The sequence below is a fragment of the Ruegeria sp. BE3 genome (assembly GCF_056538865.1).
The window spans coordinates 157,193-171,413 of record NZ_JBQFTW010000004.1 but is presented as its reverse complement, the minus strand read 5'-3'; the positions used below and the strand labels follow the sequence as shown (position 1 = coordinate 171,413).

At 59.5% G+C, this 14,221-nt stretch carries 14 protein-coding genes; 8 read left to right on the top strand and 6 right to left on the bottom strand.

Annotation, left to right across the window (positions count from 1 at the left end):
• Positions 1–25 precede the first annotated feature (25 nt).
• Entirely contained in the window at positions 26–472 is a 447-nt protein-coding gene (locus ACR0AZ_RS12225) for a DUF4174 domain-containing protein (RefSeq protein ID WP_480470424.1), read from the bottom strand.
• A gap of 170 nt (positions 473–642) precedes the next feature.
• On the opposite strand from ACR0AZ_RS12225, the gene ACR0AZ_RS12220 reads away from it, so the two are divergent.
• The 7 genes from ACR0AZ_RS12220 (at position 643) to ACR0AZ_RS12190 (ending at position 6,907) form a co-directional block, all read left to right on the top strand.
• The gene (locus ACR0AZ_RS12220) at positions 643–1,458 is read left to right on the top strand and encodes a hypothetical protein (protein ID WP_480667547.1); all 816 of its coding nucleotides are present in this window, start codon (positions 643–645) and stop codon (positions 1,456–1,458) included.
• Positions 1,455–3,581, top strand: a complete 2,127-nt coding sequence (gene scpA, locus ACR0AZ_RS12215) for a methylmalonyl-CoA mutase (RefSeq protein WP_480470422.1) — start codon at positions 1,455–1,457, stop codon at positions 3,579–3,581. The genes ACR0AZ_RS12220 and scpA overlap by 4 nt, the downstream gene beginning before the upstream one ends.
• Positions 3,582–3,688: 107 nt before the next feature.
• Positions 3,689–4,291 carry a VOC family protein gene (locus ACR0AZ_RS12210; protein WP_480470421.1) on the top strand — a complete coding sequence of 201 codons (603 nt, stop codon included), beginning with the start codon at positions 3,689–3,691 and terminating at the stop codon, positions 4,289–4,291.
• Positions 4,288–4,812 carry an N-acetyltransferase family protein gene (locus ACR0AZ_RS12205; protein WP_480470420.1) on the top strand — a complete coding sequence of 175 codons (525 nt, stop codon included), beginning with the start codon at positions 4,288–4,290 and terminating at the stop codon, positions 4,810–4,812. The genes ACR0AZ_RS12210 and ACR0AZ_RS12205 overlap by 4 nt, the downstream gene beginning before the upstream one ends.
• A 9-nt stretch (positions 4,813–4,821) precedes the next feature.
• A complete protein-coding gene (locus ACR0AZ_RS12200; protein ID WP_480470419.1) occupies positions 4,822–5,502 on the top strand; it encodes a TerB family tellurite resistance protein in 681 nt (226 codons plus the stop codon).
• A 3-nt stretch (positions 5,503–5,505) separates the two neighbouring features.
• Positions 5,506–6,498, top strand: a complete 993-nt coding sequence (locus ACR0AZ_RS12195; protein WP_480470418.1) for an endonuclease/exonuclease/phosphatase family protein — start codon at positions 5,506–5,508, stop codon at positions 6,496–6,498.
• A 37-nt stretch (positions 6,499–6,535) separates the two neighbouring features.
• Positions 6,536–6,907 carry a hypothetical protein gene (locus tag ACR0AZ_RS12190; protein ID WP_480470417.1) on the top strand — a complete coding sequence of 124 codons (372 nt, stop codon included), beginning with the start codon at positions 6,536–6,538 and terminating at the stop codon, positions 6,905–6,907.
• Here ACR0AZ_RS12190 and ACR0AZ_RS12185 read toward each other — a convergent pair whose 3' ends face one another.
• The 5 genes from ACR0AZ_RS12185 to ACR0AZ_RS12165 all read right to left on the bottom strand — a co-directional run bounded on the left by ACR0AZ_RS12185 (position 6,908) and on the right by ACR0AZ_RS12165 (position 12,693).
• Complete coding sequence (locus tag ACR0AZ_RS12185) at positions 6,908–8,452, bottom strand: Ppx/GppA family phosphatase (protein ID WP_480470416.1); 1,545 nt, start codon at positions 8,450–8,452, stop codon at positions 6,908–6,910. It lies immediately after the preceding gene.
• Positions 8,453–8,502: 50 nt separating this feature from the next.
• A complete protein-coding gene (locus ACR0AZ_RS12180) occupies positions 8,503–9,192 on the bottom strand; it encodes a P-loop NTPase family protein (RefSeq protein WP_480470415.1) in 690 nt (229 codons plus the stop codon).
• Positions 9,192–10,265 carry an AI-2E family transporter gene (locus ACR0AZ_RS12175; protein WP_480470414.1) on the bottom strand — a complete coding sequence of 358 codons (1,074 nt, stop codon included), beginning with the start codon at positions 10,263–10,265 and terminating at the stop codon, positions 9,192–9,194. Before ACR0AZ_RS12175 ends, ACR0AZ_RS12180 begins: the two co-directional genes overlap by 1 nt.
• Before the next feature lie 89 nt (positions 10,266–10,354).
• The gene (locus tag ACR0AZ_RS12170) at positions 10,355–11,329 is read right to left on the bottom strand and encodes an isopenicillin N synthase family dioxygenase (protein WP_480470413.1); all 975 of its coding nucleotides are present in this window, start codon (positions 11,327–11,329) and stop codon (positions 10,355–10,357) included.
• A complete protein-coding gene (locus ACR0AZ_RS12165; RefSeq protein ID WP_480667546.1) occupies positions 11,329–12,693 on the bottom strand; it encodes an FAD-dependent oxidoreductase in 1,365 nt (454 codons plus the stop codon). Before ACR0AZ_RS12165 ends, ACR0AZ_RS12170 begins: the two co-directional genes overlap by 1 nt.
• 168 nt (positions 12,694–12,861) lie before the next feature.
• On the opposite strand from ACR0AZ_RS12165, the gene proS reads away from it, so the two are divergent.
• Complete coding sequence (gene proS, locus ACR0AZ_RS12160) at positions 12,862–14,202, top strand: proline--tRNA ligase (protein WP_480470411.1); 1,341 nt, start codon at positions 12,862–12,864, stop codon at positions 14,200–14,202.
• Positions 14,203–14,221: the final 19 nt, after the last annotated feature.

The window sequence follows — 14,221 nt, the reverse complement described above, 5'->3', positions numbered from 1 at the left end:
GGGTCTTCGGGCGTGGCGAAAGCGCTCAGCCGCCCTCACGCCGTTCGCGGATTTCGCGTTCGCGCAGAGGGGTTTTGTCGATGGACCGGCCGATCTCGCGCACGCTCCAGGGGCTGGGCTTGCGCAGCTTGACCACGCCGTCCTTGTCGACAAACACCATCTGGAACCCGCGAGGCCGCAGCTGCGAGCGGATTGGTGACCGCGCCTTTGGATCGGTATCGGTCAATACGATCACGTCGCGATCCCGCATCGCCTCTTCACCTTCCAGCAGCATGTCGATCTGCTGTTGGAAACGCGGGTCAGCGGGCGTGTCGGCGAAGACGACGATTGGGCGATTGACCCAGAGGAACTCATCCAGCGTGCTATCGCCCGCGGGCCGGACAAAAGCGTCATCCGCAGGTGCGGACCCGTCGGCTGCCATGGCGGCCAGCGGGAATAGTGCCGAGAAAACAAGGGCAAGCGTGCGTGTCATGTGGCCTCCTGTTGTGATGAATATAGCCTCTGCTTGGGCGAATGCGACCGGCGAAATGTCCATAAGCATCAAAAATATGTTCATCAGACGCGGTTCTATCCATCAAGTAGCCACCAGAGGGTACAGAAAACCCGCCATTCCTTCGTTCTTTCGGACAGGAGTGTAAGCGGATGGAAATTATCCTGCATTGCGGCGCACATCGGTGTGCAAGCACCAGTTTCCAGAACTATCTGAGCCGGAATACTCAGATACTCGCCAATCAAGGATTGGCATATTGGGGGCCGGAACGAACACGTTCCAATGGCCTCAACAGCCTGAACAAACTAACGCCCGAGGTCTGTGGCAGGATACGTCGCGAGTTGGACGCATGTCAGCAAGATGGTGCGATGCAGCTTTTGGTCAGCCAAGAAAACTTTGTGGGCTCGATGTCGCGCAATATTGCCTTCGCGTCACTTTATCCCGGACTGCAGAAGCGCGGGCATCTCTTGGCGCAGGCCTTTGGTGGCAGAGTGACTAAAATCGCTCTGAATATCCGAGCGTTGGACATGTATTGGTCTTCCGTGGCCGCCTACAAGTTCAAACGTGGCGATGACCCTATAGAGCCGGCAAAATGGAAACGCATCGTGCAAAGCAAGCGGAGCTGGCGCGGTGTCGTCACCGACTTAAGTCACGCCTTCCCGAACGTCCCATTGCTCGTTCTGCCTTTCGAGGATTTCGCGGGCTGTCAGCAGGCGCAGCTTGCGGCGCTGATGACTGGCCCCGCGCCCGCATTCAGCGACGGCCTTGCGCTGAATGCTGCACCCATGCCCGCGCCCTATGGACTGAGCGCTGAACAGGCGATGAAGCTTTGGGCCGACTACGCCGATGATTTGGAATGGCTGGCCTCAGGTGCTGATGGGCGGGCCGAACTGATCTGCCGGACAGATGAAAATATGTGCGGGGCCACCCCCGCCGAAACCGGAATTGAACAGAGGAAACCGACATGACCGACACGAAAGACTGGCAGGCGCTGGCCGAGAAAGAGCTGCGCGGACGCCCGTTGAACGATCTGACCAAGGAAACATTGGAAGGCATCGACGTCAAACCGCTCTATACGCAGGCAGATACCGCTGATCTGCCGCATATGGATTCTTTGCCCGGTTTTGGTCCGTTTACACGGGGCGTGAAGGCGACGATGTATACGGGCCGCCCGTGGACCATTCGCCAATATGCCGGTTTCTCGACCGCCGAGGAATCGAACGCCTTTTACCGGCGCAATCTGGCCGCGGGTCAGCAAGGTGTTTCCGTCGCCTTCGACCTAGCGACGCACCGCGGCTATGACAGCGACCACCCGCGCGTGGTGGGCGATGTCGGCAAGGCAGGTGTGGCCATCGACAGTGTCGAGGACATGAAAATCCTGTTCGACGGTATCCCGCTGGACAAGGTCTCAGTCTCGATGACGATGAACGGCGCGGTGATCCCGGTTCTGGCCAGCTTCATTGTTGCGGGTGAAGAGCAAGGGCATGACAAATCCGTGCTGTCGGGCACCATTCAGAACGACATTCTGAAAGAGTTCATGGTGCGCAACACCTATATCTATCCGCCTGAGCCGTCGATGAAGATCATCTCGGACATCATCGACTACACCTCGAACGAGATGCCCAAATTCAACTCGATCTCGATCTCGGGCTATCACATGCAGGAAGCCGGGGCGAACCTGGTGCAGGAACTGGCCTATACGCTGGCGGACGGGCGCGAATATGTCCGCGCCGCAACCGAGGCCGGGATGGACGTGGACAAGTTCGCAGGCCGTCTGTCCTTCTTCTTTGCCATCGGCATGAACTTCTTCATGGAGATCGCCAAACTGCGCGCCGCGCGGACCCTGTGGCATCGCGTGATGACCGAGTTTGGTGCGAAATCCGAACGCTCGAAGATGCTGCGCACCCACTGCCAGACTTCGGGCGTGTCGTTGCAGGAACAGGACCCCTATAACAACGTGATCCGTACTGCTTATGAGGCCATGAGCGCGGTTCTGGGCGGCACGCAGTCGCTGCACACCAACGCTCTGGACGAGGCTATTGCGCTGCCCACTGATTTCTCGGCCCGCATCGCGCGGAACACGCAGCTGGTGCTGCAGGAAGAGACCGGCGTGACCGATGTGGTCGATCCTCTGGCGGGTTCCTATTATGTCGAAAGCCTGACCAACGAGCTGGTCGAAAAAGCCTGGGCCCTGATGGAAGAGGTCGAGGAAATGGGCGGTATGACCAAGGCCGTCGCCAGCGGCATGCCCAAGCTGCGGATCGAGGAAAGCGCGGCGCGCCGTCAGGCCATGATCGACCGGGGTGAAGAAGTCATCGTCGGCGTCAACAAATACCGCAAGGAACAGGAAGACCCGATCGACATTCTGGACGTCGACAACGTGGCCGTGCGCGAAGCACAGGTCGCCCGTCTGGAACGCATCCGCGCCACTCGAGACGAGCCCGCCTGCCAAGCGGCGCTGGACGCCCTGACCAACACCGCCAAAGAAGGCGGCAACCTGCTGGCCGCCGCCGTCGAGGCCGCCCGTGCCCGCGCATCCGTAGGAGAGATCAGCATGGCAATGGAAAAGGAATTTGGCCGCCACCGCGCCGAAGTGAAAACCCTGGCCGGTGTCTATGGTGCCGCTTACGAAGGTGACGAAGGTTTTGCCGCGATCCAGAAATCCATTGAAGATTTTGCCGAGGCCGAGGGTCGTCGTCCGCGTCTGCTGGTGGTCAAGATGGGGCAGGATGGTCACGACCGCGGTGCCAAGGTGATCGCGACGGCGTTCGCGGATATCGGGTTTGACGTGGACGTTGGCCCTCTGTTCCAGACCCCTGCAGAAGCGGCACAGGACGCGGTGGACAACGATGTGCACGTGGTTGGGATCTCATCACAGGCTGCCGGGCACAAGACATTGGCGCCACAGCTGGTCGAGGAGCTGAAAAAGGCCGGGGCCGAGGATATCATCGTCATCTGTGGTGGTGTCATCCCGCAGCAGGACTACCAGTTCCTTTATGACCACGGCGTCAAGGCAATCTTCGGTCCCGGAACCAATATCCCCGATGCTGCGCAAGATATCCTGCGTTTGATCGGCGAAGCCAAAACCTGACGCGGGCCAAGATTTTTCGTACGAAAAATCTTGTGATCCTGCGCCTTTGCGGAAAACATGCGACCAGACCCATGCGGTCTGGTCGTTTGTCTTTGGGAGGCGTCTTCATGTTACTGGATCATCTGGCCGTTGCAGGCGAAACGCTGGAAGAGGCCTCTGCCCATATCGAACAGGCGCTGGGCGTGCGGTTGCAGGCGGGCGGCAAGCACGAAAAATTCGGAACGTATAACCGGCTACTGGGTCTTCGCGACGGGCTTTATCTGGAAGCTATTGCAATCGACCCCGAAGCCCCCAACCCTCAAAGGACCCGTTGGTTCGATCTGGATCGGTTCGCCGGATCACCCCGCCTGACAAACTGGATTTGTCGGGTTCCGGATATTGAGGCATCGCTGACCGTCTTTCCCGATGGTGTCGGCCAGCCTATCGATCTGGCCCGGGGGGCTCTACGCTGGCGGATGGCGGTCCCACCAAACGGACGTCTGCCGTTCGACAATCTCTTTCCCGCGCTCATCCAATGGGAGGGTGATCTGCATCCGGCGCAAATGCTGCAAGACAGCGGCTGCCGGTTGCGCCGCCTGATCGTGTGCCACCCGGATGCTCTGGATCTGGCCAAGAGCTTGGGTGCGCTGGATCATGTCGTGTTTGACAGCGGCCCCGCTGCATTGTGCGCCGAAATTGAGACACCCCACGGGCTGCGCGTGCTGGAATGAATATCCGTCAAGCGGTAGCCGAAGACGCACCCGAAATTGCGGCGATTGCGAATGCGATCATCCGTGACACGCTGATAACCTTCACCACCGATGAGCGTAGCGTCGAAAGTGTGGCCGCAGAGATCGAAACCCGAGGCCCTGCCTTTCTGGTGGCCGAGCGCAATGGCGAGGTTCAGGGTTTTGCGACCTACGGGACCTTCCGCGCGGGTCCCGGATACGCGCAATGCTGCGAACATTCGATCCAGTTGGTGCAGCAAGCCAGAGGGCAGGGTATGGGCCGGGCGTTAATGCAGGCATTGGAGGACATCGCAGCCGTAAGCAAAGTACATGTTCTTGTCGCGGGTATTTCATCGGCTAACCCTGCAGCGATCGCCTTCCATTCGGCGATTGGCTTCGAACAGGTGGGCCGTATGCCCGAAGTGGGGTTCAAATGGGGGCAACGGTTGGATCTTGTTCTAATGCAAAAAATACTCGGCCCGCAGTCATCTGTCGCACCTGACAGTCGCGTCAAGTCACGCTAGGGTGCGCCCATGTCAATCTGGAGCAGAATAGCCGACGCGCTGAACGCGCTGGCCCAAGGCGAAAGCCTGACCGCAGTTTTCGAAAAACTGCGCACGCCGCCCGAGCGCTCGGTGGCCTTTGCGATTGCCGTCGTGGCACTTGGGGCCAAGATGGCAAAGGCCGATGGTCAGGTGACACGGGATGAGGTGACGGCATTCCGCGAAGTGTTTCAGATCGCGCCCGAGGATGAAGACGGCGCGGCCAAGGTCTTTGACATGGCCCGAACCGACGTTGCGGGCTACGAGGACTATGCCCGCAAGATTGCCGGCATGTTTGCCGAAGACAGCACGACGCTCTGCGATTTGATGGAGGGGCTGTTTCACATCGCCATGGCGGATGGGTTTTATCACCCCAACGAAAACCAGTTTCTGGAGGATGTCAGCCGCATCTTCGGCCAGACCGACGCGCAGTTTATGGCGTTGCGGGCGCGTTTCGTGCCGGATGCCCCGAAGGACCCTTATACCGTTCTGGGCGTGGCGCGCGATGCTCCACTGTCGGAAATTCGCAAGGTCTGGCGACAGCTCGTGCGGGAAACGCATCCCGATGCAATGATAGCCCGTGGCGTTCCGGAAGAGGCCGTGCGTTTGGCCGAGAAAAAGATGATCGACATCAACCGCGCCTGGGATGAGATCAACGGCGCCCGGGTCTGAGCCGTGCGTCTGGCGACCTACAATATCGAATGGTTCGCCAACCTGTTTGATCGTAAGGATAATCTCGTGGTTGACGACAGCTGGTCGGGTCGCCACGATGTGACCAAGGCCCAGCAGATCGAAGCAATTGCCAAGGTTCTGACGGCGATTGACGCCGATGCCGTGCTGATCGTCGAGGCCCCGAATACAGGTAAAACCCAGAATACGGTGCGCGCCCTGCAGGGTTTTGCTGCGGCCTTCGATCTGCGCACAAACCATGCGATCATGGGATTTGCCAACAACACCCATCAGGAACTGGCATTGCTCTATGACCCGGAAGTGCTGAAGGCCCGTCACGACCCGATGGAGACCGACGATGCCCCACGGTTTGACCAAGAGTTTCGCATCGATCTGGATGTGGATGCGACCGAGGATCAGGTACAGTTCTCGAAACCGCCGATGGAGATGGCGATTGAGACAACCTCGGGGCAGGTGTTCCGTCTGATCGGGGCGCATCTGAAATCCAAAGCCCCGCATGGGGCCGGGTCGCGCGACGAGATGATCCGTATCTCGATTGCCAACCGTCGCAAGCAGCTGGCCCAGGCGGTTTGGCTGGCCCGGCGAGTCAAGCACCATTTGGCAGAGCAGGAACCGGTTATCCTGTTGGGGGATCTGAATGACGGGCCGGGGTTGGACGAGTTTGAACATCTCTTTGGCCGCTCATCGGTCGAGATTCTGCTGCAGGCGGGATTGTACGACCCCCATGCTGCGCAAGCATTGGAACTGCGCCCCGGTCCGGTTCCGGCAACAGCGCGCTTTGCCCGCCCGAAAGAAGGGCGGTATCTCGAAGCACTTCTGGATTACATCATGATCAGCGATGACCTGCGCGCCTATGAGCCGGACTGGCGCATCTGGCATCCGTTTCGTGACGCTGCCTGTTGGGCCAATCCCGAGCTGCGCGAAGCCTTGCTCACCGCGTCAGACCACTTCCCGGTGACGCTGGATATCAAGCTCTGACCTTTCAACCTTCGCTGCAGCTGCTTATATTCACGATATGAGACATCTTATGCTGATCTCTGCGGCATGCACCGCACTGGCTCTGCCTGCTCAGGCGCAGGAAGATTCGGACAAATCTCTTATGGAGCGGGGCGCCGAGTTGTTCCTGGAAGGCCTGCGCCAGGAAATGGAACCCACGCTCGAAGACCTGTGGGGGCTTGCAGATCAGTTCGGCCCGGCCTTGCAGTCTTTCATGCAGGAAATGGGTCCGGCACTGGCTGAACTGGCCGCTCAGGTGCGGGATTGGAGCGCTTATGAAGCGCCCGAGATGCTGCCGAATGGTGATATTATCATCCGCAAGAAATCCGAAGAAAAACCTGAGGAGCGCGCTCCGCAAGAAGAACCTTCGGACGGCTTCACTGATATCTGATCATCCCCGCAGGATCACGCGCGGTTCGGATTTCAGCGCCGATGCCAGAGAGCTAAATCGTGCCTCGGCCACCTCGTTGAACAACGGGCCAGCTGCTTTGGGCAGGCGCAGCTCAAGCACTTGTTTCTTAGGGTAAAAGCGTAGTTTGCCCATGGTCGCGTCACTCTGCATCCACAACATTGCTCCAAAGCGGAGCGCCTTACCCAGAATCTCGGCCTGCTCCTGCCCGCGCTCGTCGAGCAGTTCATAGAGGTCGATGAAGCGGCTACCCTCGCGCTTGTTGCGATATCTGTGTTGTAGTGCCAGCCCGATGAACACCCGCTCGGAGTGCTTGATCCCGCTCATGTTGGCGCGGGTGACGTATTCGAAACAGGCTTCGGCCCGGTAATCCGGGTGGGCACGCCAGCTTACGTCATGCAAAAGACAGGCGGCCTTGATCAGCCGTATCTTTTGATCGGGGGCCGAACGGAACAGAGGCGTGACAAAATCGAACAGGTGTTTCCCAAAGCCGGGCAGGCGCGCATCCTTGGCCTCGGCAAAACGGCAGGCTTCGATCAGCGGATCACGGTCGCGCAGACGTTGAGGCATCTGCTCATACAGCAAACCCTCGCGAATCCCATAGCTTGAGATCGCGATATCCTTGGGTTTGAACGTGCGAATCAACCGTGTCAGCACATCCATCGCATACGGGATCAACGCCATACGTGATCCCGAAACGCCGGCCTGCGCGCGCAGCGTATCCGGGTCGTTATTTTCGATGAACTTTATGGTTTCACGCACTTGACCTTGAGTCATGCGGTATTCGTGCAGAACGTTTAGCGGATAACCCCGGCGCAGCATGTCCAGCCGGGCAAAGGCGCGCCAGCTGCCGCCGACCAGAAACAGACGGTCGCGCTGGGGGCCCATCCGGTCGCGCATCTCTTCCAGAGTTTTCTTGATATAGGCCTTGCGCGCACGTCGTCCGCCCTTGATATCGCGCAGCTTCAGCGGCCCCAGAGGGGATGTCATGCGCCGCCCGACCTTGCCGCCGCCAATCTCGGCCAGCTCGACCGAAGATCCGCCGATATCACAGATAAGCCCATAAGCGCCCGGCCAACCCAACAACACGCCCTGCGCTGACAGCCGGGCCTCTTCCTCGCCATCGACTACGTTGATGATCAGACCGGTTTCAGCTTCGACTTGGGCGCAGAATTCCGGCCCGTCGCTGGCCTCGCGCACCGCGGCCGTCGCAACCGCATGCAGGGCAGGCAAACCCAGATCGTTGGCGAGAAACTGAAATCTCCGCAAGGCGGCCAATGCCCGTTTGCGGCCTGCCGGGTTCAGCCGGCCCGTTTCAGACAGGCCCGCACCAAGTTCGCACATCACCTTTTCGTTGTAGAAATAGGCGGGCGAACGTGCTGCACCGTCAAAGATCACCATCCGGACCGAGTTCGACCCGATATCGACGACCCCGACCCGAGACAGCGCGCGGGCACCCGGGTCTTCGAACAGAGGCTTTCCGAAAAGCCCGTGATCCGGGAAATCAGTCTCGGCGGTCTTGGTCATGGTGTCCCCAGGTCTTTTGCGCGACAGGATGCGAGATCACCCCGCACCGGTCAATTGTCGACATCCGATTGTTCGGCTTCTGTGTTCAATAGACGCACCGCCAGCGTACGGGTGATGTCACGCTTTTCAGTCAGCGCAATGTCATCGAGTTGCTCGACCATCCGCGCGGCGGCTTCAAAACTGCGATCCATGTGTTTGACGAGATAGGCGATCACATCCGGCCCGGGATTGAGCTGTCGGTCGGTAAAAAGCTTGGCCAGCACCGCGCCCAACAGCGCATCGTCGGGCGCCTCAAGCGCGACGTGATGCGCGCCCTCGACCCGGCTTTGCAGATCGGCCAGGGGCAATTGCCAATGCTTCGGGGCGGCGCGTCCGGTCATCAGCAGGGCGTGCCCTTCTGCGAGCACCAGGTTGTGCAGGTGAAACAGGGTTTTCTGTTGCTCTGCATCAGCCGCGATCACCGGAACATCCTCAACCGCAACGGGCGCGCGGGCCAGATCGGGTACGTCGTCATAGCGCAGGGCGGCTGCCTGCACGATCCGCCCGCCGGTCTCGGCTGCCCAGACATGGGCCAGATGGGTTTTGCCAGATCCAGCAGGGCCGCTTAGCACCAGCTTGTTGCCGGGCCAGGACGTGGCCGAGATCATCGCAACCGCCAGCGCATTGGCAGGCGAGACAAAAAAATCCTCGCGGCCCAAGGCGGTCTTGGACGGCAGATCAAAGCTCAGCTGGGTGGCCATTATTCGTCTTCCTGCGGCAGCCCTTCAAGCCCGGTATAGAGGCGGCTGCCCATATATTGCTGGGTTGCGAACCGCGCCAGCACGCCTAGGGCCGCAGCGACTGGCACCGCAACCAGCATGCCCACAAAGCCAAACAGGGCGCCGAAGACAGACAACGCCAGCAGCAACCAGACGGGATGCAGGCCGACCGAACTGCCAACCAATTTCGGGGTCAGAAAGTTGCCTTCGGTCACCTGCCCGATGGCAAAGATACCCGCGACCATGCCGACATGTGCCCAGTCACCCCAGAACTGAAACAACGCCAGACCGATGGCCAGGGTGCCTCCGATCAATGCGCCCAGATAGGGAATGAACGTCACCAGACCGGCGATGAAACCAACGATCAGGCCAAACTGCAGGCCGACCAACATCAGCGCCACCGCATAGTAGGTGCCAAGGATCAGGCAGACGGTTCCCATTCCGCGCACGAACGAGGCCAGAACCGCATCGATTTCACCCGCCAAACGCTTGATCGTGGGCGCGTGATCGCGGGGCAGCAGCTCTCCGATCCGGGCGATCATGCGATCCCAATCCATCAGCAGATAGACGGCCACGACGGGGACGATAACCAGCAGTACAACAACGTTGATCGCGGATCCCAGCGAGGTAAGGACGGTCTGCAGCACATCCCCGGTCTTGGATTTCAACGTCTCTCCGAACGAGACCAGCATCTGGTGCGTGTTAGATTCGCGGTCCAGCAGGGCCGGGAACTGTTTCTCGATAAAGGCGCGCAGCTGTTTGAAAAGACTTGGTAACGTATCGACAAGATCCAGCAACTGGGTGATCAGCGCGGGAACCACCATCAGGATCATCAGGACAAAGCCAAGCACGCCGACAACTGTAATGATGCCTGTCGCGGCCATCCGTGACAGACCCAGCTTTTCCAGCCGGTCGGCCACGGGGTCGAGGAAATAGGCAATTGCTCCGCCGATCACGAAAGGCAGCAGCACGTCACCCAGAAGGTATAGAATCACCACAAAGATCGCGGTGGCGAAGCCCCAGTATCTGAGCTGATCCTTCACCGGCAAGGCCATGGCGCATTCCCTCGTTGCACAGCGTTGCCGTGTTCTTGGCCCATGACGCCCCATGATGCAAGCGGTTCATCGGGCGCGGTTTTCGTGCGTCAGTCGGTCAGAGTGCCCAGTTCCGGAGTATCCCCCGTGGCCGTTTCGTCAGGCCAGTTGGTGCGCCAGATTTCCGCCGACCAATGTCCGCAATGTACCGACGGCCGGTCAAAGCCTGGCAGGGCGGATAGCAGCGGTGCGACCACCACATCGTGGCGTGGAACAGCGAAATAGGGGAAGGAATAGCGTTCACGCCCGGATCGATTGACGACCCGGTGCGGGGTCGATTTCAACCGCCCGCCTGACCACAGCTCCAGCATGTCGCCGATATTGACCACGAAACCGCCGGGTGGACAGTCTGGCGTAATCCAGCCTCCGGTGCGGGTTTGCACTTCAAGTCCACCGACCGGATCGGGTGCGATGATCGTCAGCGCGTCGGTATCCTTGTGCGGGTGGATGCCATAGCCGCCTTCATCCGGGGCCTGCGGCGGATAATGCAGCAGGGTCATGTTGGTCATCGGATCGCGAAATGCCGCGCGCAGGGTATCTGGCGGTACCGCAAGCCCCACCTCCAACGCGCCCAGCAGCAGATCGGTCACGCCATCCAACTGTCGCCAGTAACTCAGGATCACATCGCAAGCCTGCGGCACTTCGCGAGGCCAGATGTTGGGGCCGTAAAGCGGGCAATCCGCTCGGATCGGAGCATTCTCAGCCGCTTCGAAATGCAGCTTGTATCCTTCGTACTTGTCCGCCGCGCCCGAACCATCATTGGGCGTAAAGAACCCCATCGGGATATACCCGCGATAATTTTCGCGGGTGATGGCCTGATCCCATTTGCTGGTCTCTTCGATATCAAAGATCGATCGCACGCAGTCGCGTACCTGATCAATGCTTTCAGGTTCAATGCCTGTTCCGGTGATCGACAGAAACCCGATGCTTGTGCACGCGTCCATGATCTGCGCGACTGTGGCCTGAAACTGCGGATCAGCAGGATTGGCGAGCGGAGCGATGTCGATGGTTGGGATATGGTCCATCAGGTGATCCTCACGCCTTGTCGCTCCAGTTCCCGATGCACGGGGGTCAGGTTCATATTGTCGAGTTCCTGATTGCTTTTCAAAGAAATAGCCGAGGCAATACCCGCGCCCTGACCCATGACCGCGCAGCAGGCCATATTGCGCGTCGCTGCGTGGGCGACCCGATCCGCTCCATGCGACCGCCCGGCGACCAGAAGGCCCTTGATGCCTTTCGGCAGCATCGAGCGATAAGGGACCTGCATGTAGCGCCCCGTCGTCGGCAGGATCAGAATGCCATAGCCGTCGATGAATTCCGGATAGATACCGATTGTATCCTCGAACCGACCCTGATGGCGAGCATCATCCTCGGTCATGTTGTAAACCGCGTCGATCTTGCGGGTATCGCGAATGCCGATAGTCATTCCGAAATTCCGCAAACGGGCGTTTTCGCAACCGGGCATGAAACGGCGCAGCGCGTCGATGGCCAGCATCGTTTGTCGGCGCCCCTCGATCTCGCCCCGTGTCAGGCTGTCGGGGTCGGTGCCGTCGACCTGATCCAGATGGATCAGGTTCATATAGGTCAGCTCTCCGGTGTCGTGCATCGCGCCCCAGGTGCCCGCGATGGTGTTCAGATGCGCTGGGATCAGACCCTCTTCGATGGCCTGCTGGAAAGGTTTTTTTACAAACGGAGAGAACATGTCGTCCTCTTTGCCCGAGGTTTCGATATTCCACTCACCACCGCCACCCCAGTCCTTGTAGGTTTGCGGATCGGCCTTGATGCCTTCCATAAAGGCGCGTTTGTCCACGCCCGCCAGATGGAACATGACCGAGGCGGCCATCATGTCTTCACGCGGGGTCTTATGTGTCGGGGCACCCGCACGATGGGCCACATCGGCATCGCCGGTGGCGTCAATCACGACACGGGCCAGAATTGCTTCGCGCCCGGCTTTGGATTCGGTGATCACGCCGGTGATCCGGTCACCCTCCATAATCGGAGCTACGAACTGCCGATGCAGCATGGGATGTACGCCCGCCTCTTCGATCAGGCGATCTGCGACCAGTTTGAAACCTTCGCTGTCCAACTCATAACTCAGCGACTGGCTCTCGGGCACGGCAGCGCCCATATCCTTGGCGCGGGTCTCGAACTCCATCCCGATGCCACCCGCTTCGACGGTTTGCTCATGGCGATACCAGGCAAACCCCTCGACACCGACCGCGGTAATGTTGCCGCCCATGCAGCCGAAGCGATCCATGATGGTAACCTCTGCTCCCGCGCGCGCGGCAGCCAGCGCGGCGGCCAACCCGGCAGGGCCTGAGCCGACCACCAGAATGTCGGTTTGGTGGATCACGGGGATTTGGCGGGCGGGTTCCTGGATGGTCTGCATGGGCGCCTCATGAACTTGCGGTCTTGTCAGAATTCAGAACCCTGACTGGCGGGTCAATCAAAAAACCGACTGACCTTGGGTCGCAAAATCGCCAATGCGCGATTGCCCCCGGCGAGGCTTTGGCATAATCACCTTTTGATGTCGAAATTCACCTTTAAAGGTTAAACAATGCGCCTCAGCCGTTACTTTCTGCCCGTTCTCAAGGAAAACCCCTCCGAGGCTCAGATCGTCAGCCACCGGCTGATGCTGCGCGCAGGAATGATCAAGCAGGCTGCGGCCGGGATTTATTCCTGGTTGCCTCTGGGCTTCAAAGTCTTGCGCAAGCTGGAAAACATCGTGCACGAGGAACAGGCGCGGGCAGGGCATATCGCGATCCAGATGCCGATCCTGCAATCGGCAGACCTGTGGCGCGAATCCGGACGCTATGATGACTACGGTCAGGAAATGCTGCGGATGAAAGACCGGCATGACCGCGACATGCTCTATACGCCCACGGCCGAAGAACTGGTGACCGATATCTTCCGCGGTCATGTAAGCAGCTACAAAGATCTGCCGCTGACGCTTTACCAGATCCAGTGGAAGTTCCGCGACGAAATCCGCCCGCGTTTCGGCGTGATGCGGGGGCGCGAGTTCTATATGAAGGACGGCTACAATTTCGACCTGACCAAAGAGGACGCGCTGCACGCCTATAACCGCCATCTGGTCAGCTATCTGCGGACCTATGAACGCATGGGTCTGCAAGCCATCCCGATGCGTGCTGACTCTGGTCCGATCGGCGGAGACGACACCCACGAATTCCTCGTGCTGGCCGATACTGGTGAATCCGAAGTGTTCTATGACAGCGCTGTCACCGATCTGACCTTTGGCGATCGCGAGATCGACTATGACAGCCGCGAGCAGTGTCAGGCGATCCTCGAAGAATTCACCTCGAAATACGCGCGCACCGACGAAACTCATGACGAAGCGCTGTTCAACCAGATCCCGGAAGAGCGTCGCCGCGTGGCGCGCGGGATCGAAGTTGGTCAGATCTTCTATTTCGGCACCAAGTATTCCGAACCTTTGGGCGCAACCGTCCAAGGGCCGGATGGCAAGCCGGTTCCCGTTCACATGGGCAGCCACGGTATCGGCGTCAGCCGCCTGATCGGCGCAATCATCGAGGCCAGCCATGACGACAAGGGCATCATCTGGCCCGAAGGCGTGACTCCGTTCCATTGTGGCATCGTGAACCTGAAGCAAGGTGATGAAGAGGCGGATGCGGCTTGCGAGAAAATCTACGGCGCGCTGACGGCGCTGGGCTTGGAACCGCTTTATGATGATCGGAATGAACGGGCGGGGGGCAAGTTTGCCACCATGGACCTGATCGGTCTGCCGTGGCGGATCACCGTGGGTCCGCGTGGTCTGAAGAATGGTGTGGTTGAACTGACCTGCCGCCGCACGGGTGAAAGCGAAGAACTCAGCCCCGAGGCAGCCGTGACCAAAGTCGCGGAAATCTATCAGGGCATCGCCTGACCAAGGCGATGTAAATCTG